At 68.3% G+C, this 19,734-nt stretch carries 16 protein-coding genes; 7 read left to right on the plus strand and 9 right to left on the minus strand.

Going from position 1 to position 19,734, the window contains the following annotated elements:
- Nucleotides 1–19: 19 nt before the first annotated feature.
- A complete protein-coding gene (locus COA07_RS04215) occupies nt 20–769 on the minus strand; it encodes a Crp/Fnr family transcriptional regulator (RefSeq protein WP_066710080.1) in 750 nt (249 codons plus the stop codon).
- A 48-nt stretch (nt 770–817) separates the two neighbouring features.
- Nucleotides 818–2,515, minus strand: a complete 1,698-nt coding sequence (locus tag COA07_RS04220; protein WP_083956823.1) for a class I adenylate-forming enzyme family protein — start codon at nt 2,513–2,515, stop codon at nt 818–820.
- Between the two features lie 159 nt (nt 2,516–2,674).
- On the opposite strand from COA07_RS04220, the gene COA07_RS04225 reads away from it, so the two are divergent.
- The 6 genes from COA07_RS04225 (at nt 2,675) to COA07_RS04250 (ending at nt 11,127) form a co-directional block, all read left to right on the plus strand.
- Nucleotides 2,675–3,898, plus strand: coding sequence for a serine hydrolase domain-containing protein (locus COA07_RS04225; RefSeq protein ID WP_066710084.1), 1,224 nt, complete (start codon nt 2,675–2,677; stop codon nt 3,896–3,898).
- Nucleotides 3,899–3,992: 94 nt separating this feature from the next.
- Nucleotides 3,993–6,020: a 3-hydroxyacyl-CoA dehydrogenase NAD-binding domain-containing protein gene (locus COA07_RS04230; RefSeq protein WP_066710085.1), complete on the plus strand. Its 2,028-nt coding sequence runs from the start codon at nt 3,993–3,995 to the stop codon at nt 6,018–6,020.
- A 336-nt stretch (nt 6,021–6,356) separates the two neighbouring features.
- Entirely contained in the window at nt 6,357–7,682 is a 1,326-nt protein-coding gene (locus COA07_RS04235) for an amidase family protein (protein ID WP_096640465.1), read from the plus strand.
- Nucleotides 7,679–8,866, plus strand: a complete 1,188-nt coding sequence (locus tag COA07_RS04240) for an acyl-CoA dehydrogenase family protein (protein ID WP_066707355.1) — start codon at nt 7,679–7,681, stop codon at nt 8,864–8,866. The genes COA07_RS04235 and COA07_RS04240 overlap by 4 nt, the downstream gene beginning before the upstream one ends.
- 150 nt (nt 8,867–9,016) lie before the next feature.
- Entirely contained in the window at nt 9,017–10,144 is a 1,128-nt protein-coding gene (locus COA07_RS04245) for an acyl-CoA dehydrogenase family protein (RefSeq protein WP_066707357.1), read from the plus strand.
- Between the two features lie 89 nt (nt 10,145–10,233).
- Nucleotides 10,234–11,127: an acyl-CoA thioesterase gene (locus COA07_RS04250; RefSeq protein WP_066707360.1), complete on the plus strand. Its 894-nt coding sequence runs from the start codon at nt 10,234–10,236 to the stop codon at nt 11,125–11,127.
- Nucleotides 11,128–11,139: 12 nt separating this feature from the next.
- On the opposite strand, the gene COA07_RS18680 is transcribed toward COA07_RS04250, so the two are convergent.
- The 7 genes from COA07_RS18680 to COA07_RS04285 form a co-directional block, all read right to left on the minus strand.
- A complete protein-coding gene (locus COA07_RS18680) occupies nt 11,140–11,787 on the minus strand; it encodes a methyl-accepting chemotaxis protein (RefSeq protein ID WP_281254068.1) in 648 nt (215 codons plus the stop codon).
- 66 nt (nt 11,788–11,853) lie between these two features.
- Nucleotides 11,854–12,939: a catalase family protein gene (locus COA07_RS04260; RefSeq protein WP_066707365.1), complete on the minus strand. Its 1,086-nt coding sequence runs from the start codon at nt 12,937–12,939 to the stop codon at nt 11,854–11,856.
- Between the two features lie 65 nt (nt 12,940–13,004).
- The gene (locus COA07_RS04265; protein ID WP_066707367.1) at nt 13,005–13,802 is read right to left on the minus strand and encodes an SDR family NAD(P)-dependent oxidoreductase; all 798 of its coding nucleotides are present in this window, start codon (nt 13,800–13,802) and stop codon (nt 13,005–13,007) included.
- A gap of 52 nt (nt 13,803–13,854) precedes the next feature.
- Nucleotides 13,855–14,619: an SDR family NAD(P)-dependent oxidoreductase gene (locus COA07_RS04270; protein WP_066707402.1), complete on the minus strand. Its 765-nt coding sequence runs from the start codon at nt 14,617–14,619 to the stop codon at nt 13,855–13,857.
- A gap of 70 nt (nt 14,620–14,689) precedes the next feature.
- Nucleotides 14,690–15,745, minus strand: coding sequence for a phosphotransferase family protein (locus tag COA07_RS04275; RefSeq protein ID WP_066707376.1), 1,056 nt, complete (start codon nt 15,743–15,745; stop codon nt 14,690–14,692).
- The gene (locus COA07_RS04280; protein WP_066707379.1) at nt 15,742–16,830 is read right to left on the minus strand and encodes a Zn-dependent alcohol dehydrogenase; all 1,089 of its coding nucleotides are present in this window, start codon (nt 16,828–16,830) and stop codon (nt 15,742–15,744) included. The genes COA07_RS04275 and COA07_RS04280 overlap by 4 nt, the downstream gene beginning before the upstream one ends.
- Before the next feature lie 73 nt (nt 16,831–16,903).
- The gene (locus COA07_RS04285) at nt 16,904–18,211 is read right to left on the minus strand and encodes an acyl-CoA dehydrogenase family protein (RefSeq protein WP_066707382.1); all 1,308 of its coding nucleotides are present in this window, start codon (nt 18,209–18,211) and stop codon (nt 16,904–16,906) included.
- Between the two features lie 155 nt (nt 18,212–18,366).
- Between COA07_RS04285 and COA07_RS04290 the strand changes: the two genes are divergently transcribed.
- On the plus strand, nt 18,367–19,602 hold the full coding sequence (locus COA07_RS04290) for a TetR/AcrR family transcriptional regulator (protein ID WP_066707384.1): 1,236 nt from the start codon (nt 18,367–18,369) through the stop codon (nt 19,600–19,602).
- Nucleotides 19,603–19,734 lie beyond the last annotated feature (132 nt).

The following is a 19,734-nucleotide window of genomic DNA, read 5'->3' on the forward strand; positions in this document are numbered from 1 at the left end:
ACGACCAGCCGGCGCGGCGTCACCCGCCCGGCGGTGCCGCACCCAGCCCCCCGCCGGCCTCATCCAGGTAGAGATAGTCCGACTCGAACTCGGCCACCCGCGCCATTCGCGGCAGGTCCAGGATGCGCACCTGTCCGCGCGCCATGTCCATCAACCCGTCCTCGCGCAGCCGCCGCAGCGTGCGGTTGACGTGCACGCCGGTCAGCCCGCACGCCTCGCCCAGATCCTGCTGGGTCAGCGGAAAGGCGAAGACGCCGTCGTTGGCGCGGCCGACCACCCGCAGCCGGTGATAGCTTTCCATGACGACATGCGCGACCCGCCCGACCGCGTCGAGCCGCCCCAGCCGGAAGATCCATTCGCGGTGCAGCGCCGCGTCCAGCAGCGTCGATCGCCACATCAGCCGCGTCAGATGCGGGTGCTCCGCCAGAATCGCGTCGATCCGCGCGTGCGGTACCAGCGCCACCCGCGCCTCGGTCAACGTGCCGACGTCATGGTCCAGCCGCTTCAGCGGATAGCCGTGCAGGTCGATGAAGTCGCCGGGCAGCTGCAACGCCACCAGCTGCCGGAACCCGTCGCGCGCATCCATGTACCGGCACATCACGCCGTCCAGCAACAATGTGCTGTACCGCACCGGCTCGCCACGGTGCGTCACGATCGTCCGCGCGGGCAGCGTCTCGACACGCTCCACCGCGGCTTCCAATATGTCCTTCTCCTGCGCCGACATGGCGTGGCGACCGCGCCCGCGCAGGAAATCCTTCGTCACCCGCATCCCGCTCTCCCCGGTAACGGCCAGATGCCGTAACCGCAGCGAAACGATTCAGGCGGCGATGCGATCCTCGAACAAGGTTTTCAGGTCGCGTTTCAGGATCTTGCCGTTGGCGTTGCGCGGCAGCATGTCGGCGGCGAAGCGGATCGCCACCGGCACCTTGAACGCCGCCAGCCGCGCACGCACCCAGTCCTGCAATTCCGCCTCGCTCGCCTCGGCGCCGGGCGCCAGATGCACCACCGCCGCCGGCTCCTCCCCCAGGATGCGGTGCGGCAGCCCGATCAGCGCGCAGTCGGTGACCGCCGGGTGATCGTACAGGACGTTCTCCACCTCGGTCGAATAGATGTTCTCGCCGCCGCGGATCACCATGTCCTTGGCGCGGTCCAGGATGAAGCAGAACCCTTCCTCGTCCAGCCGCGCCAGGTCCCCGGTACGCACCCATCCGTCGACGAACGTCGCCGCGCTCGCCTCCGGCTTGTTCCAGTACCCCTTCACGATCATCGGCCCGCGCGCCCACAACTCGCCGATCTGCCCGGTCGGCAGCACCGTGACGCCGTCCTCGGCGCGGATCTGCAGGTCGGCGACCGCGACGGGCGGGCCGCAGCTGTCGGGGCGGTTCAGGTAGTCCTCGCCGCTGTGCGTCGTGACGGTCGCGGTCGTCTCGGTCATGCCCCAGCCGTTGCCCGGCGCGGCCTTCAGCTCGGCGGCGATCTTGCGCACCAGTTCGGGCGCGGACGGCGCGCCGCCGTAACCGACGCTCTCCAGGCTCGACAGATCGTAGCGGTGGCGTTCGGGGTGTTCCAGGATCTGCCACGCGATCGTCGGCACCCCGCCCGTCACGTTCACCTTCTCGCGCTCGATGATCTCCATCGCGCGCAGCGCCTCGAACTTGCGCATGAAGATGTTGGTATGCCCCGCCGCCATCGCGCCCATCAGCCCCGCCGACAACGCCGTCGCGTGGAACAGCGGGATGACCGTCAGCGATACCTTGCGCACCGGATCGGGCAGCGGTTGCCCGCTGCGCAGGATGCTGCGCGCCGCGGCATAGCCGCTCGACAGGATGTTGGTCATGAAATTGCGATGCGTCGCCAGCGCGCCCTTGGGCTTGCCGGTGGTGCCGCTGGTGTACAGGATCGTCGCCTCGTCCTCCGGCGACAGGTCGGTGTCGGGCAGGTCGCGGTCGGGCAGCGACGCCCAGTCGTGCGGCGTGCCTATCACGTCCTCGATCCGCTCCGCGCCCTCCAGCGGCGTGGCGGCGCGCGCGACGATGACGTGGCGCAGGTCCGGCAAGTCGCCGCGATGCGGCGCCACGCGCTGCCACCGCTCGTCGTCGGCGACCAGCAGCACCGCCCCCGAATCGGCGAGGCCGTAGCAAAGCTCCTCTGCGGTCCACCACGCGTTCAGCGGCACCGCGATCGCGCCGATCGTCGTCGCGGCGAAGAAGGCGACGATCCATTCGGGCAGGTTGCGCGCCGCCACCGCGACACGGTCGCCCTTCTGGACGCCCAGCGCGCGATAATGCGCCGCCAGCGCGGCGATCGCGCGGAACTGTGCCTCGAACGTCACCCGCTCGTCGTCGTGGATCGTCGCCAGCGCCGCGCCGTGCGTGCGCGACAGGCGCACCAGCGCGGCCATGTGCGGCGGCGCGTTCTTCCAGATGCGCGTCGGAATGCCGCGGATATCCACCGTCGCCATCTCGAACCGCGCACCCGGCGCCGTCAGCGCGGCGCGGACCTCGTCCATGCCCATTGCGGGCCAGGCCTGGTTGCTCGTCACGCGTATCCCTCCGTTCGTCGCCCGATCCGACTTGAAGATCGGGTCCGTTTCCGGTCGAGACTAGAGTTGATTTCCCTCCCGCTCAAGCGGTAGGAGTCGATCAGCATTTCGAACCGCTGGTATGGAGAGGCCATGAAGATCGCGAACCCCGGCAAGCACGGCTTCGACCAGCGCCGGCTCGCCGCGATCGATGCCTTCGTGAAGGATCGCTATCTCGATCCCGGCCACCTGCCGCACGCCCAGCTGCTGATCGCGCGCGACGACCAGATTGTCCACTTCAGCGCGCAGGGCGCCGCCCGCGACGGCGCCGGCGCCGCGATCGACGAATCGTCGCTGTTCCGCATCGCCTCGATGACCAAGCCGATCACCTCGGTCGCGTTCATGATGCTGGTGGAGGAGGCGAAGGTCGCACTCGACACGCCGGTCCATCACGTCCTGCCCGAACTGAAGGGCGTCGGCGTCTATGACGGCGGCGGCGCGGGCGTGCCGTTCGTCACCAAACCGTGCGCGCAGCCGATGCGGATGGTCGACCTGCTGCGCCATACCGCGGGCTTCACCTACGGCTTCCAGAACCGCAGCAACATCGACGCCGCGCATCGCGAGCTGAAGCTGGAGAACTGGCACGGCAACTACGACCTCGACGGCTTCGTCGCCGCGCTGGGCAAGCTGCCGCTGGAATTCTCGCCCGGCACCGGCTGGAACTATTCGGTCGCCACCGATGTGCTCGGGCTGGTGGTGGAACGCGTGTCGGGCATGAAGCTGCCGCAGTTCTTCGCGGAGCGGATCTTCGCGCCGCTGAAGATGCACGACACCTTCTTCACCGTGCCCGCGGACAAGATCGACCGGCTGACCGACTGCTACACGGTCGTCCCCGGCAAGGGGCGCCAGATGTTCGATCGCGGCGCGGAGAGCATGTGGTCCACCCCGTTCCGCTTCATGTCCGGCGGCGGCGGGCTGGTGTCGACCGCGCTCGACTATCACCGCTTCTGCTGCATGTGCCGGAACGGCGGCGAGCTGGACGGCGCGCGCATCCTCGGTCGCAAGACGATCGAGCTGATGACGCAGAACCACCTGCCCGGCGGCGCGGACCTGTCCACGCTGTCGCGCTCGCTGTTCAGCGAGACGCAGAACGCCGGCACCGGTTTCGGCCTGGGCTTCGCGGTGACGATCGACACCGCGCGCTCGATGATGCCGGGGTCGGTCGGCGAATATTATTGGGGCGGGATGTTCTCGACCGCCTTCTTCATCGATCCGGTGGAGCGGCTGCACATGGTCTTCATGACGCAATTGTCGCCGTCCATGCTCTACCCGATCCGGCGCGAGCTGAAGACGATGATCTATGCCGCGCTGACCTGATCCCCCGGCGCCGTCACCCCGGCGAAAGCCGGGGTCTCTGGCGGCTCAAGACCCCGGCCTTCGCTGGGGTGACGTTTTAGGAGACCGAAAAGCAATGACTTCCCCCGTCCGCACCGAACGCCACGGCGATATCCTGGTCATCATCTCCGATTCGCCCCCGGTCAACGCGCTCGGCGCGGCGGTCCGCGACGGGCTGGAGGCCGGGGTGAAGGAAGGCGTCGCCGACGCCAGCATCGCCGCGATGGTGCTGCGCTGCGACGGCCGCACCTTCTTCGCCGGCGCGGACATCACCGAATTCGGCAAGCCGCCGAAGGGCGCCTCGCTCCATGAGGCGATCGACATGATGGACGCCAGCCCGAAACCGATCGTGGCGGCGATCCACGGCACCGCGCTGGGCGGCGGGTGCGAGGTCGCGCTGGCGTGCCATTATCGCGTCGCCGTCCCCTCGGCGAAGCTCGGCCTGCCGGAAGTGAAGCTGGGCCTGCTGCCCGGCGCGGGCGGGACGCAGCGGCTGCCGCGCGTCGTCGGCGTGAAGGCCGCGCTGGAGATGATCGCGATCGGCGATCCGATCCCCGCGCAGAAGGCCGCCGACGTCGGGCTGGTCGACAAGGTCGTCGGCGAAGGCTCGCTGGAGGCCGATGCGATCGCCTTCGCGCGTGAGATCGCCGCCGCCCGCCCGATCCCGCGCGTCCGCGACAAGGCCGCCGCCCCCGATCCCGACGCCGTCGAGGCGTTCCGCAAGGCCAACGGCCGCAAGATGCGCGGCTTCGACGCGCCCGAGGCGTGCATCGCCTGCGTCGTCGCGGCGAGCGAGAAGCCGTTCGAGGAGGGCATGACGTTCGAGCGCGAACAGTTCATGAAGCTGATGACCGGCACGCAATCCGCCGCGCAGCGCCACATCTTCTTCGCCGAGCGGCAGGCCGCCAAGATCGACGACGTCGATCCCAAGACCCCGCTGCGCCCGATCAACCGCGTCGGCGTGATCGGCGCGGGCACGATGGGCGGCGGGATCAGCATGAACTTCCTGTCGGCGGGCATCGCGGTGACGATCGTGGAGATGCAGCAGGAGGCGCTCGACCGCGGCACCGGCGTCATGCGCAAGAATTACGAGGCGTCCGCCGCCAAGGGCCGGATCAAGCCCGATGCCCCCGAAAAGGCGATGGGGCTGCTGAAGCCGACGCTCAACCTCGACGATCTCGCCGATTGCGATCTCATCATCGAGGCGGTGTACGAGAATATGGACGTGAAGAAGGACATCTTCACGAAGCTGGACGCGATCGCCAAGCCCGGCGCGATCCTGGCCAGCAACACCAGCTACCTCGACATCGACGCCATCGCCACGGTGACGAAGCGTCCCGAGGACGTCGTGGGGATGCACTTCTTCTCCCCCGCCAACGTCATGAAGCTGCTGGAGGTGGTCCGCGGGGAGAAAACCGCCAAGGACGTGCTCGCCACCGTGATGGATCTGGCCAAAAAGATCCGCAAGGTCGCGGTGGTCGCCGGCGTGTGCCACGGCTTCATCGGCAACCGCATGCTCGCCCCGCGCCAGCTGGAGGCGAACAAGCTGCTGATGGAGGGCGCCACCCCGCAGCAGATCGACAAGGTGCACACCGATTTCGGTATGCCGATGGGGCCGTTCCAGATGGCCGACCTGGCGGGCGTCGACATCGGCTGGCACCGCGACCCCTCGCGCATCGAAAGCATCCGCGACGCGCTCGCCGCCGAGGGGCGCTGGGGCCAGAAGAAGGGCGCCGGCTTCTACGATTACGACGAGAAGCGTAACCCCACCCCGTCCCCGCGCGTCGCCGAGATCATCGAGGATTTCCGCAGCCGGTCGAACATGCAGAAGCGCGAGATCACCGACCAGGAAATCGTCGAGCGCACCCTCTATCCGATGGTCAACGAAGGCGCGCTGATCCTGGAGGAAGGCAAGGCGCAGCGCGCGTCCGACATCGATGTGGTGTGGATCTACGGCTACGGCTGGCCGGTCTATCGCGGCGGCCCGATGTTCTGGGCCCAGACCGAAGGCCTGCCGAAGGTCGTCGCAGGGCTTGAAAAGCACGGCTTCAAGGTCGCGCAAAGCCTGAAGACCGCCGCCGACACCGGCGGGTCGTTCAAGTGACCGGCGCGTAACTCCGGCGAAAGCGAGACCGTTGCGAAACGTGCAGATCGGCGATCCCGGCCATCGTCACCCCGGACGTGTTCCGGGGTCCACCGGGCCGCGCAATCCATCGTTGCCGGGGATGCGGAACGGTGGATGCCGGAACAGGTCCGGCATGACGGAGATGACGTTCGCAACGGTCTCGCGAGAGCCGAGGGACGGTACGATGACCCAACCGCCAGCCTCCCTTCCGTCACCCCAGCGAAAGCTGGGGTCTTCCCCGGCGGGACGCACATCCCCGCCAGGGACCCCGACCTGCGCCGGGGTGACGGCCCTCATCAGGGTGAAGGCACCGCAATGACCGAACGCACCGCCCTCGCCACCGCCGCCGCGATCCGCGCAGGGGAAACCACCGCGCTGGCCGAGACCGAGGCCGCCCTTGCGCGGATCGCGGCGCGCGACGGCGCGCTCAACGCGGTGGTGGTGCACGACGGCGATCGCGCCCGCGCCGCCGCCGCGGACCTCGACCGGCGCATCGCCGCCGGCTTCGACGCGCCGCTGCTCGGCGTGCCGATGACGATCAAGGAAAGCTTCGACGTCGCCGGCCTGCCCACCACCTTCGGGTTCGCCGAACATCGCGACTTCATTGCGACGGAAGATGCCGTCGCGGTGAAGCGGCTGAAGGCCGCCGGCGCGATCCTGCTGGGCAAGACCAACGTGCCCCCCGCGCTGTCCGATCTGCAATCGAACAACCCGGTCTATGGCCGCACCAACAATGCGGTCGATCCCTCGCGCGTCGCCGGCGGGTCGTCGGGCGGATCGGCGGTGGCGGTCGCATCGGGGATGGTCCCGCTGGAATTCGGCTCGGACATCGGCGGGTTGATCCGCGTCCCCGCCGCCTTCAACGGCATCTGGGGGCACAAGCCGACGTGGGGCGTGCTGCCGGTCGACGGCCATTATTTCCCCGGCACCGACAGCGCGCGCACCGCCTTGTCGGTGATCGGCCCGCTCGCGCGCGATCCCGCCGATCTGGAGGTCGCGCTGGGCGTCGTCGCAGATCACCCGCTGGCCCCCGCGTATCAACATGTGCCCGGTACGTGGCGCGTGCTGCTACTGACCGGTCATCCGCTGGCGCGCGTGCAGGGCGCGATCGTCGCCGCGCTGGAGGAACTGGGCGATCGGCTCGCCGCCGCGGGTGCCGAGGTCCACCGGACCAGCCCGCTGCTCCCCGATCTGGCGCACCAGCATGCCGGTTACTGGCAGATGCTGAACATCGCCATGTCGCGCCGGATGCCGCTACCCGACGGGGCCGTACCGCCCGGGCTGGAGGACTGGCTCCACCTTCACGACGAACAGGCGCGCAACCAGCGCCAGTGGCGGCGCCTGTTCGAACATTATGACGTGGTGATCGCGCCGACCGTCGGCATGACCGCCTTCGCGCACGACGATACCCCGCTCGCCACCCGCCGGCTCGACGTGGATGGCGAGGATACGCAATTCTTCCACCAGTTCGCCTTCCCGGGCCTCGCGACCTTCCCGATGCTGCCCGCCACCAGCGTGCGGATCGGCACCGATCCCGACAGCCTGCCGATCGGCGTGCAGGTGATCGCGGACCTGTTCGCCGACCGCACCGCCATCGCCGCCGCCCGCGCGGCGCACGAGCTTTCATGGAGTGACCGATGACGACCGATCTCGACACCTTCCGCGCCGACACGCGCGCCTGGCTTGACGCCAATTGCCCGCCCGAAATGCGCGAGCCGGTGCGCAGCGAAAAGGACGCCGTATGGGGCGGCCGCGACCAGAGCGCGCTGACCCCGGCGCAGAAACAGTGGATGGACGCGATGGGCCAGCGCGGCTGGACCGTGCCGGACTGGCCGACGGAATATGGCGGCGGCGGCCTGTCGGCGGCCGAAACCAAGGTGCTGCGCGAGGAAATGGCCCGCATCCGCGCGCGCAACCCGCTCAACTCGTTCGGCATCTCGATGCTCGGGCCGGCGCTGCTGAAATACGGGACGGAAGAGCAGAAGAAGCGCTTCCTCCCCGAAATCGCGCGCGGCGAAATCCGCTGGTGCCAGGGCTATTCGGAACCGAACGCCGGGTCGGACCTCGCCAGCCTGGCCACCAGCGCGGAGGACAAGGGCGATCACTTCCTAGTCAACGGGCAGAAGGTGTGGACCAGCTACGCCGACAAGGCCGACTGGATTTTCTGTCTGGTGCGTACCGACCGGACCAACAAGCACAACGGCATCAGCTTCGTGCTGTTCGACATGGCCAGCGAGGGCGTGTCGACCAAGCCGATCCTGCTCATCAGCGGCTATTCGCCCTTCTGCGAAACCTTCTTCGACAATGTGAAGGTGCCCAAGGAAAATCTGGTCGGCGAACTGAACAAGGGCTGGGACGTCGCCAAATACCTGCTGGGGCATGAGCGCGAGATGATCTCGGGCATGGGCCTGGGCGGCACCGGTGCGAAGAACCCGCTGGTCGAGGTGGCGAAGCGCTCGGTCGGCACCGGCGACGATGGGCAGCTCGCCGATCCGCTGCTGCGCGCGCAACTGGCGCTGTTCGACGTGCGCGCCAAGGCGTTCGCGGCGCAGAGCGAGCGGTTCATCGACGAGCTGAAGGCCGGCCGCGCCCATCCCGCGCAGCCCAGCATGATGAAATATTACGGCACGGAGCTGAACAAGACGCGCTACGAACTGCTGATGTCGGCGGGCGGCTCCGACGAGCTGGAATGGGAAAGCGAGGCGTCGGACGGCGGGCGCGAGGCGCGTGCCTGGCTGCGCACCAAGGCGAATTCGATCGAGGGCGGCACCAGCGAGGTGCAGCTCAACATCATCGCCAAGCGCATCCTGGAATTGCCCTCGTAGACACCATCGTCGCCCCTGCGAAGGCAGGGGCCCATGGCTGCCGAGTTGATGAACACAGCTCGACACGCGGATCGACGATCGTGTGACTGCCCGCAGCGGCACACCCGACAGAAATAGGCCCCTGCCTTCGCAGGGGCGACGGAGTTTCAAATGCCCCTTTTCCTCAACGACGAACAGACGATGCTGCGCGACACCGCGAAGGATTTCGTCACCGAACACGCCCCCGTCAGCCACATGCGCGCGCTGCGCGATGCGAAGGACGCGACCGGCTTTTCCCGCGACCTGTGGAAACAGTTCGCCGACATGGGCTTCACCGGCATCCTGATCGGCGAGGACGCCGGCGGCCTGGGCCTCGGCCATGTCGAGGCGGGCGTGGTGCTGGAGGAGATCGGCCGCAACCTGTCGCCCTCCCCGTTCCTCACCACCGCCGTCGCCGCTGTGGAGGCACTGAAGGGCACCGCCCAGGCCGACCGCTGGTTCCCCGGCATCCTGGCGGGCGAAACCGTCGCCGCGCTGGCGATCGACGAGGGCGCGAAGCACCGTTCCAGCGTCGGCATGAAGGCCGAACGATCGGGCAACGGCTTCCGCCTGACGGGCGCCAAGCAGTTCGTCACCCATGGCCATGTCGCCGATCTGCTGATCGTCGCGGCGCGCACCGCCGGGTCGCCGGATGACGATGCGGGCGTGACGCTGTTCGCGGTGCCGCGCGATGCCGCTGGCCTCACCGCCACGCCGGAGCGGCTGGCCGACGCCAGCCTGGCAGCGCGCATCGCCTTCGACGGGGTGGAGGTGGATGCCGATGCGGTGATCGGGGAGGTCGACGCCGGCCGCGATCCGCTGTCGCGCCTGCTGCGCGCCGGCCGCACCGGCGCGGCGGCCGAAATGCTCGGCGTCGGCGGCGGCGCGATGGACATGACCGTCGGCTATCTCAAGGACCGCAAGCAGTTCGGCGTCGCGATCGGCAGCTTCCAGGCGCTCCAGCACCGCGCCGCGCACCTCTATTCGGAAATGGAGGTCGCTCGCGCCGCGGTGCTCAAGGCGCAGCAGCTGCTCGACGCCGGCGACGAAAAGGCGGATCAGGCGGTGTCGGTGGCCAAGGCGATGACCGGGCTGGCCACCACGCTGGCGGTGCAGGAAGGCGTGCAGATGCACGGCGGCATCGGCATGACCGACGAATATGACATCGGCTTCTACATGAAGAGCGGGCGCGTGCTGGCGGAAATGTTCGGCGACGCGAACTTCCACGCCGATCTGCTGGCGAAAACCGCCGGCTATTGACGGCCCACGTGCTCCTGCGCAGGCAGGAGCCCAGTATCACGAGCGCACCGCGTGTGGCCCTGGGCTCCCGCCTGCGCGGAGCATGTAGCATGACCGAAACGCCCCCCACCCCCGCCGACCTCGCCGCCGATCTGGTCGACCTGCTCGACGTCGAGGAGATTGACACCGATCTGTACCGCGGGCGCCGCTCGCGCGGCGGGGTCGGGCGCGTGTTCGGCGGGCAGGTGATCGCGCAGGCGTTGCAGGCGGCGCAGCGGTCGACCGATCCGTCGGGCAAGATCGCGCATTCGCTCCACGCCTATTTCATGCGCGCAGGTGCGGAGGATCATCCGATCATCTACCGCGTCGTGCGCGATTTCGAGGGCAAGAGCTTCGCCACCCGCCGGGTCATCGCGATGCAGCGCGGGCAACCGATCCTCAACATGGCCGCCTCGTTCCAGATGCCGGAGGAAGGCTATGCGCATCAGGATGCGATGCCGGAGGTGCCCGCCCCCGACGAACTGAAGTCGGAGGCCGAGCTGCGCGCCGCCGACAGCGCCGGGGTGGACGAGAAATTCCGCCGCGCGCTGCTGCGCCCGCGCCCGATCGAGTTGCGCCCGGTCTACCCGCGCCGCTGGGCCAGCCCCGTGCCCACCGATCCGGTCCAGCACAGCTGGTTCCGCATCGTCGCGCCGATCGGCGACGATCCGTCGGTGCACCGCGCGATCCTGGCCTATGCCAGCGACATGTCGCTGCTGGGGACGTGCATGTTGCCGCACGGCGTCAACTGGACCTCGCCGGGGTTCCAGAGCGCCAGCCTGGATCATGCGCTGTGGCTGCACGAACCGTTCCGCGCCGACGAATGGCTGCTCTACACCACCGACAGCCCCTGGGCGGGCCATGGTCGCGGCATGAACCGCGGCAAGATCTTCAGCGCGGACGGCCGGCTGATCGCCAGCGTCGCGCAGGAAGGGCTGATCCGGATGCGTCAGCCGCGCGGCTGACGCTGGCGGGCGTCAGCCGGCGATCATCGCCCGCGCCCGCGCCGTTGCCGCATGGGTGTCGTTGGCCAGCTTCTTGACCTCGCTGGCCACCACCGCGAAGCCGCGCCCCGCCGCACCCGCGCGCGCCGCCTCGATCGAGGCGTTGAGCGCCAGCATGTTGGTCTGTTCCGCGATCCCGGCGATCGAATCGACCACCCGGCCCAGCTTGGTCAGCATCGCATCGGTTTCGTCGCGCTGTTCGTCGGCGACCAGCCGATGGCGCGCGATCTCCGACAGTTGCGAGCGCAACTCGCCCTGCCGGCGGACCTCGTCGCTGATATCGGCCGCGAACTTGACGATCCGATCCACCGTCCCGTCAAGACCCAGCACCGGCGTATAGGTGGCCTGCAACCACAGATCGCCTCCGTCCGCCGCCAGGCGATGGAACCGCCCCGCCTCGAACTGCCCCGACGACAGCTTGTGCCAGAAGGCGCCATAGGCGGGCGATGCGGCATCGTCGCGCGTGCAGAAGATGCGGTGGTGCCGCCCGACGATCTCCTGCAGGCGATAGCCGGTGGCACCCAGGAACAGATCGTTCGCGGGGACGATCATCCCGTCGCGGGTAAATTCTATTACCATCTGCGACCGGTCGATCGCTTCCCACAACAGATCGCTTCGCATCGCCACCATCACCGTGCTTCGTCGCCGACTGCGTGCACCCGCAACGGTTAACGCGGCGCTAAGCCGTCATGCCGGCTCGGCCATTCGTGTCGGTTCGTGGATCGGGCATCCATTCACCCGCGCACGGACATCGGCCGAATGGCGATAGGTGTCCCGGCGCGCACGGTTGATGTTGCCCAGCGGCTGGTGCGCCGCCAGCCCGGTCCACACGCTGAACCGCATCCCTTCGTTCACCGCAGCGACGCGGTCGGCGTCCCAGCTGTCCTGCGCGCGCGCCCGCACCACACCGACGCGCGCGAACGGCGCCTCCGCCTCGTCCCATTCGACCGTCGCATCCTCGACCGGCTGGCGGTCCGGATCGCGCGCCAGCTGGACGCGGAATTCCCATTCCCCGTCCATGCGCTGCATCTCCTCGCGCACCGTCGCGCGGATCGCGTCGCGGTCGCCGCTCGTGTCGATGATCGCCCCCGTCCGCTCGCACAGCCCCGGCGCGACCGGCTTCAGGCTGAACTTCGCGATATGGTCGCCATATCGGAACGCCGTCGCGCTGAAATAGGTCTCGCCCAGCGGGTCGACGTTGGGCGCGCCGCCCAGCGTGCGGATCGTCGCGCTCTCGATCCCCACCGCGGTCAGCGCGCTGTTCACCCCGCGCAGCACCGCCGACAACGCCTTCTTGCCGCCTTCGGCCACGTCGGTCGTCTTCGCCAGCAGCTTGAGGTTGCCCAGGAACTTGTCCGCGCTCTTCGCCTGGAACGCGGTGGCGTTGACCATCACGAAATCCTGCGTGGTCCCCTCCGCATCCGGCAACCGCTCGCCCTCGACGTCCAGCACCTTCATCGCCAGCCCGCGCGGCAGCGAGATCGCATCGTCCAGGATATCACCCGGATTGGTCGACAGGCGCAGGAACACCTTGTGCTCGCCCGGTGTCGCGAACAGCCCCTGCGCCAATTCGGGCGGCAGGTCGGCGTCGATCGTCAGCGTGCCCTCGATGATCCCGTGCGACTTGGCATGGACCGCGCGCACGGCATGGCCGTAATCCTTCGCGGTCGTCTCCAGGATCGTGTCGAACGCCTCGTTCAGCTGGCGGACCACGTCGGCCTCGTCCGGCTTCACGTCCTCGACGGCGGGGGTGTAACGGACGGGCGCCTGCATGGTGGTTCTCCTGAGATCGCAGGAGAAACCCATGTTAGCCCCACACCGTTCCGCGCCCGTCGCGCCTACACGGCGGTGCGGCCATATTCCTGCTTGGTGACCGGGTGGCTCGACGACAGCCCGCCGTCGACCGCGATGGCCTGGCCGTTGACGTAGCTGGCATCGTCGCTCGCCAGGAAAAGCGCCACCTTCGCCAGCTCCTCCGGCTGCGCACCGCGGCGCAGCGGGTTCAGCCGGCCGACCCGGTCCATCTTGCCCGCGTCGCGCGCGTAATCGAACGTCGGCTTGGTCATGCCGGTCTCGGTCAGCCCCGGGCAGATCGCGTTGACGCGCACGTTCGATCCCGACAGTTGCTGCGCCGACACCATCGCCAGGTTGATGACCCCGGCCTTGGACGCCGAATAAGCCGGCGATCCCGCGCCCGACCGGATGCCCGCGACGCTCGCGGTCAGGATGATCGCCCCGCCGCCTCGCTCGGCGATCTGCGGCGCGGCATGCTTCACCGCCAGATACGGGCCGATCAGGTTGACGCGCAGCACCTCGGTGATGAGCGACACGTCGGTGTCGAAGATATTGGCCATGCCCCCCGAAATGCCGGCATTGGCGAACATCACGTCCAGCCCGCCGAACCGCTCGACCGCCAGCGCCACCGCCTTGGCGACGTCATCCTCGTTGCCCGCGTCGATGCGGATCGCCTCGGCGGTGCCGCCCGCGTCGCGGATCGCCTGCGCGGTCGCGTCGGCGGTCTCGTTGATGTCCGCCACCACCACGCGCCCGCCCTCGGCCGCGAACAGCGTTGCCGCCGCGCGCCCGATGCCCGAACCCGCACCCGTGACGATGATCGACTTGTCCTGGAACCGCATCTCACTCTCCGTCATGCCCGGCTGGTCCCGGCATCCGCCGGGCCGCGCGGGTTCAAATCGTCACGCCGCCGTCGATCACCATCGTCTGCCCGGTCATGAACGCGCTGGCGGGGCTGGCGAGATAGACGACCGCGCCCGCGATCTCCTCCGGCTCGCCGATCCGGCGCAGCGGGGTGGTGGCGTTGCGTTCGGCCACCGCCGCCTCGTCCTCCCACAGCGCCTTGGCGAAATCGGTCTTGATCAGGCCGGGCGCGATGCAGTTCACGCGGATGCCGTGACGGCCGTATTCGTGCGCCAGGTTGCGCGCCAGCTGCATGTCGGCGGCCTTGCTGATGCAATAGGCGCCGATCACCGTCGATCCGCGCAAACCGCCGATCGAGCTGACGATGACGATCGACCCTTCGCCGCGCTCCTTCATTTCCGGCGCGACCATCCCGATCAGCCAGTGGTTGGAGATGATGTTGTTGTCCAGGATCTTGCGGAACTGTTCGTCGGCGATCCCTTCCTGCGGCCCGTAATAGGGGTTGGACGCCGCGTTGCAGACCAGCACGTCGACGCGCCCGAACGCCGCGCGCGTCGCATCGACCAGCGCCTGCAACCCGGCCTTGTCGGAGATGTTGGCCGCCACCGCGATCGCGGTCCCCGCGCCGAAACGCGCGTTGATCTCCGCCGCCACCGCATCGCACGCATCCTGCTTGCGGCTGGAAATCACCACCTTCGCGCCCTGCTCGGCACAGGCGATCGCGCTCGCCTTGCCGATCCCGCGCGACGATCCGGTGATCAGCACGACCTTCCCGGTCAGATCGAACAGCGACATCATCCCTCCTGCAATTCACGGGCGTCACCCCAGCGAAAGCTGGGGTCTCTCCGTTATTCCGATGCGAGAGCTAGGCCCCCGCCTTCTGCGCGAAATGCCACGCGGCGTCGGCCAGCATCGGCACGCGCTTGGCGGTTTCCTCGGCACGCGCGTTGCTGGCGGTGCCGATCAGCACGCGCTTCTTGATCCCCTGGACGATGCTGGCCAGCCGGAACAGGTTGAACGCGAAATACCAGTCGAGCTGCGGCACGCCGTCGCGCCCGGTGCGCGCGCAATAGCGTTCCACCATCTCCTCGACATGCGGGATGCCGGTGTCCGGCCCGGTCAGCCCCATCACGCCCGATCGCCCTTCGGGTTCGGTCACCCAGCTCATCAGATAATAGGTCAGGTCCGCGATCGGATCGCCCAGCGTGCACAATTCCCAGTCCAGCACTGCCAGAACGCGCGCGTCGGTGCCGGGGGCGAAGATCATGTTATCGACACGGTAATCGCCATGGACGATCGACGTGCGCGTCTGTTCGGGCACCGTGCGCGGCAGCCATTCGATCAGGCTTTCCATCGCGGGCATGTGCTCGGTCTCGGCACCGCGATACTGCTTGATCCAGCGCGATACCTGCCGCTCGAAATAATTGCCCGGGCGCCCGAACGTCTCCAGCCCGATCGCGACGTGATCGACATTGTGCAGGTCGGCCAGCGTGTCGATCATCGCGTGATAATGGTCGCGGCGCTGCTCCGGGGTCAGGTCGGGCATCGCGCCGTCCCAGATCGTGCGCCCGACCACCATCTCCATGACGTAGAAGGCCGATCCGATCACCGCATCGTCCTCGCACAGGCCATACTGGCGCGGCACGGGGAAGCCGGTGGGGTGCAGCGCGGCCATCACGCGATGCTCGCGATCCACCTGGTGCGCCGACGGCAGCAATTCCCCCATCGGCTTGCGCCGCAGGACATAGTTGCGCGTCGGCGTCTGCAACTTGTACGTCGGGTTGGACTGCCCGCCCGCGAACTTTGCGTAGGTCAGCGGGCCGGCGAAGCCGTCGACATGCGCCTGCATCCATGCCGACAGGCGATCGGTGTCGAGCCGGTCGCGCTCGGCGATCTCGGCCTGGAGGTTGCTGTCGGTCATGCGTCGAAGGTGATCACGCTGCGCGTCGCATCGCCCTTGCGAAGCTCGTCGAACGCATGGTTGATCCGGTCGAGCGGCAGCCGCTCGGCGATGATCGTGTCGAGGTCGAGCAGCCCGCGCTGATAGAAATCGACCAGCCGCGGGATATCGACCGGAAAGCGGTTCGATCCCATCAACCCGCCCTGCAGCTTCTTGCCCGACAGCAGGTCCATCGCGGACAGCCCGACCTTCTCGGCCAGCGGCATCATCCCCAGGATCGTCGCGGTGCCGCCGCGGCGCAGCACCGACACGGTGGTCGCTGCCGATTGCGGGCGCCCGACCGCCTCGATCGCATGGTCGACGCCGCCCTTCGACAGTTCGACCACCTCGGCCACCACGCCCTCGGCCATCGCGTCGAACGTGTGGGTCGCGCCCAGCTTCTCCGCGATCGCGCGCTTTTCGGGGACGGGATCCAGCGCGATGATCTTGCCTGCGCCGGCGATCTTGGCGGCGTTGACCGCGGCCAGCCCGATGCCGCCGCATCCCACCACGCACACCGTCTCGCCCGGCGACACGTCGGTCGTGTTGAACACCGCGCCCGCGCCGGTCGTCACCGCGCAGCCGATCAGCGCGGCACGGTCCAGCGGCATGTCGCGGTCGATCGCGACGCACGCATGTTCGTGGACCAGCATCATCTCGGCATAGGCGGACAGGTTCAGCATCTGGTTGACGACGCCGCCGTCGGCCAGCGTCAGCCGCGGCGCCTCGCCCTTGCCGCGCCGCGTCTCGGCGCTGACGCACAGGAACATGCGGCCGGTAATGCAGAATTCGCAATGCCCGCAAAAAGCGGACAGGCACGTGACGACATGGTCGCCCGGCTTCACCGTGCGCACCTCGCTGCCTACCGCCTCCACCACGCCCGCCGCCTCATGACCGGGAATGGCGGGCAGTGCATGCGGATAGGTGCCGTCGACGAAATGCAGGTCGGACCGGCACACGCCGACCGCGCGCGTGCGGATCAGCACCTCGCGCGGGCCGGGATTGGCGACCACGACGTCCGCCACCTCCAGCGGCTGTCGCGTCTCGAACAGGACTGCGGCCTTCATATTGGGTCCTCTCCCCTATCGTCCTACCGGGCCGCCCCGCGCCGTTGCCCGGCGCGGGTACGGCGCGGACGCGTTACCGGCTCACCCCGATATCGCCGCTCGACACCTCCGGCCCGCGGTCGTTCGACGGGCGTTCCGCCTTCCATTCGCCGTGCTTGCCGAATTCGTTGCGCGCGATCGCACGGTTGTGGACCTCGTCCGGGCCGTCGGCGAAGCGCAGCGTGCGCATCGCGGCCCAGGCATGCGCCAGCCCGTAATCCTCCGCCACGCCGCCGCCGCCATGCGCCTGGATCGCATCGTCCAGGATCTGCAGCGCCATGTTCGGCGCCTGCACCTTGATCATCGCGATTTCCTGCTGCGCGGCCTTGTTGCCGGCGCGGTCCATCATGTCGGCGGCCTTCAGGCACAGAAGGCGCGTCATCTCGATGTCGATGCGCGCGCGCGAGATGCGCTGTTCCCAGATCGAATGGTCGGCGATGCGCTTGCCGAACACGATGCGGCTCAGCAGCCGCTTGGCCATCTTCTCGATGCCCACTTCAGCGACGCCGATCGTGCGCATACAATGGTGGATGCGCCCCGGCCCCAGCCGCCCCTGCGCGATCTCGAACCCGCGACCCTCGCCCAGCAGGATGTTCTCCACCGGCACGCGCACGTCGGTGAAGCTCACCTCGCCATGGCCGTGCGGCGCATGGTCATAGCCGTAGACCGACAGCATCCGCTCGATCTTCACGCCTGGCGTGTCCATCGGCACCAGGATCTGGCTCTGCTGCTGGTGGCGCGACCCCTCGAAGCTGGTCTTGCCCATCAGGATGCCGATCTTGCAGCGCGGATCGCCCACGCCCGACGACCACCATTTGCGGCCGTTGATGACATAATGGTCGCCGTCGCGCTCGATCCGCGTCTCGATATTGGTGGCGTCGGACGAAGCGACCGCCGGCTCGGTCATCAGGAAGACGGAGCGGATCTCGCCGTTCATCAGCGGGCGCAGCCACTGCTCCTTCTGCGACAGCGTGCCGTAGCGGTGCAGCACTTCCATGTTGCCGGTGTCGGGCGCCGAGCAGTTGAAGCATTCGCTCGCCCAGCCGATCCTGCCCATCTCCTCGGCGCACAGCGCATATTCGAGGTTGGTCAGCTGCGTCCCCTCGAACTGGAACGTGTCGTCGACATGCTGCTGCCCCGAATGCGGCGGCATGAAGAAATTCCACAGCCCCGCCTCGCGCGCCTTCGCCTTGACCTCCTCAATCACGGGGATCACCTTCCACGGATCGCCTTCGTGATGCTGCCGGTCGTGCTCGGCCTGGCGCGGCGCGATTTCCTTGGCGATGAACTCGCGGACCCGGTCGCGGAAATAGGTTTCCCGTTCGCTCAGCGTGAAATCCATCGCATCTCTCCATCTCGGTTTCGAAAGGCGGCTTAGGCCATACCGCATCTTCGGTAAAGCGCCTGTTTGATCGCGATACCCCCGCGTCACCGTGGGAATGCGGCGGACGTGAAAAGGGACTGTACCTTCGAAACGCGCATGCTAACGTGTGTCGGATGGGGGACGTCCACATCAGCGAGAACACCAGCACGCGCCGCTTCCGGGAAAAGCGCGAGGCGATTCTGGCCGCCGCGGCGGAGGCGATCAACGAACAGAGCGCGAAGGGCATGACCTTCGCCGATGTCGCGCGCCGCGTCGGGCTGAACACCACCAGCGTCACTTATTATTTCAAGCGCAAGGAGGATCTGGCCGCCGCCGCCTTCGAACATACGCTCGACTATCTGCTGGCGATGCTGGACGAAGCGGCGGAGGCGACCACCCCGCAGGAACGCGTCGAACGCTTCATCGCGATCAACATGGCGCGGCTGGCGCGGATCGAGCGGGGCGAAGAACGCCCCTTCGCCGTCCTGTCCGACCTGCGCGCCATGGACGAGCCGGCGCGTGGCCGGCTGATGACCACCTGGCGGGAGGTGTTCCGCCGCACCCGCGCGCTGTGGGGGGAGGATCTGGGCCGCGCGCGCACCGATCTGGCGGGGGCGCGCGCGCACGTCCTGCTCGAAAACATCTTCTGGCTGCCGGTCTGGCTGCCGCGCTACGATGCCGATCAATATGCGCGGATCGAAGGCTGGCTGATCGACTTCTTCCGCAACGGCGTCGCCGGGCCGGCCGCGCGCTGGGCACCGCGCCCGATGGAGGTGCCGGTCGATGACGTGGTGCCGGGACGCGAGGCGTTCCTGCTCGCCGCCACGCGTCTCATCAACGAACTGGGCTATCGCGGCGCGTCGGTGCAGCGGATCGCGTCGGAACTGAACGTCACCAAGGGCAGCTTCTACCACCATCTGGATGCCAAGGACGATCTGGTCGTCGCCTGCTACCGCCGCAGCTTCGACACGATCACCGCGACGCAGGCGCTGGCCGATCGCATGGGCGGCACCCATTGGCAGCGATTGTGCGATACCGTCGCCGCGCTGCTGGCGGTGCAATTCTCGGATCAGGCGTCGCTGCTGCGCACCACCGCGCTGAGCGGGCTGCCCGCGGGCGAGCGGCAGTCGATGGTCGACCGCTCCAACCGCATCGCGCGGCGCATCGCCGGCACGATGATGGACGGCATCGCCGAGGGGACGATCCGCCCGCTCGACTGCCTGGTCGCCAGCCAGGCGATGATGGCGCTGCTCAACGCCGCGTTCGACATGCGCAAATGGGCCTGGCCGATGCCCCGCGACCGCGCGATCGCACTCTACGCCTCCACGCTGATGTTCGGCATGTTCGACGACCGCGCACTGGAAAGCTGAGCGGCGGGGGCGAGTGATGGGCAGGGCCGCCCCCTCTCCTCCGTCATGCCGGACTTGATCCGGCATCCACCCTTCCGCACACGCTGAACCGGCTGATCGCGGGAAACAGCGGCCGAAAGACCGAGGAAGCGC

This window comes from Sphingomonas adhaesiva (assembly GCF_002374855.1).
Lineage (GTDB): Bacteria > Pseudomonadota > Alphaproteobacteria > Sphingomonadales > Sphingomonadaceae > Sphingomonas > Sphingomonas adhaesiva.

What these genes read in the sequence shown, in the direction of transcription:
- COA07_RS04285 (WP_066707382.1), bottom strand. Translation starts at nt 18,211, where the DNA reads ATGGATTTCACGCTGAGCGAACGGGAAACCTATTTCCGCGACCGGGTC.
- COA07_RS04280 (WP_066707379.1), bottom strand. Translation starts at nt 16,830, where the DNA reads ATGAAGGCCGCAGTCCTGTTCGAGACGCGACAGCCGCTGGAGGTGGCG.
- COA07_RS04245 (WP_066707357.1), top strand. Translation starts at nt 9,017, where the DNA reads ATGCCCCTTTTCCTCAACGACGAACAGACGATGCTGCGCGACACCGCG.
- COA07_RS04220 (WP_083956823.1), bottom strand. Translation starts at nt 2,515, where the DNA reads ATGGGCATGGACGAGGTCCGCGCCGCGCTGACGGCGCCGGGTGCGCGG.
- COA07_RS04240 (WP_066707355.1), top strand. Translation starts at nt 7,679, where the DNA reads ATGACGACCGATCTCGACACCTTCCGCGCCGACACGCGCGCCTGGCTT.
- COA07_RS04275 (WP_066707376.1), bottom strand. Translation starts at nt 15,745, where the DNA reads ATGACCGACAGCAACCTCCAGGCCGAGATCGCCGAGCGCGACCGGCTC.
- COA07_RS04250 (WP_066707360.1), top strand. Translation starts at nt 10,234, where the DNA reads ATGACCGAAACGCCCCCCACCCCCGCCGACCTCGCCGCCGATCTGGTC.
- COA07_RS18680 (WP_281254068.1), bottom strand. Translation starts at nt 11,787, where the DNA reads ATGCGAAGCGATCTGTTGTGGGAAGCGATCGACCGGTCGCAGATGGTA.
- COA07_RS04260 (WP_066707365.1), bottom strand. Translation starts at nt 12,939, where the DNA reads ATGCAGGCGCCCGTCCGTTACACCCCCGCCGTCGAGGACGTGAAGCCG.
- COA07_RS04215 (WP_066710080.1), bottom strand. Translation starts at nt 769, where the DNA reads ATGCGGGTGACGAAGGATTTCCTGCGCGGGCGCGGTCGCCACGCCATG.
- COA07_RS04225 (WP_066710084.1), top strand. Translation starts at nt 2,675, where the DNA reads ATGAAGATCGCGAACCCCGGCAAGCACGGCTTCGACCAGCGCCGGCTC.
- COA07_RS04290 (WP_066707384.1), top strand. Translation starts at nt 18,367, where the DNA reads ATGGGGGACGTCCACATCAGCGAGAACACCAGCACGCGCCGCTTCCGG.
- COA07_RS04230 (WP_066710085.1), top strand. Translation starts at nt 3,993, where the DNA reads ATGACTTCCCCCGTCCGCACCGAACGCCACGGCGATATCCTGGTCATC.
- COA07_RS04265 (WP_066707367.1), bottom strand. Translation starts at nt 13,802, where the DNA reads ATGCGGTTCCAGGACAAGTCGATCATCGTCACGGGTGCGGGTTCGGGC.
- COA07_RS04270 (WP_066707402.1), bottom strand. Translation starts at nt 14,619, where the DNA reads ATGTCGCTGTTCGATCTGACCGGGAAGGTCGTGCTGATCACCGGATCG.
- COA07_RS04235 (WP_096640465.1), top strand. Translation starts at nt 6,357, where the DNA reads ATGACCGAACGCACCGCCCTCGCCACCGCCGCCGCGATCCGCGCAGGG.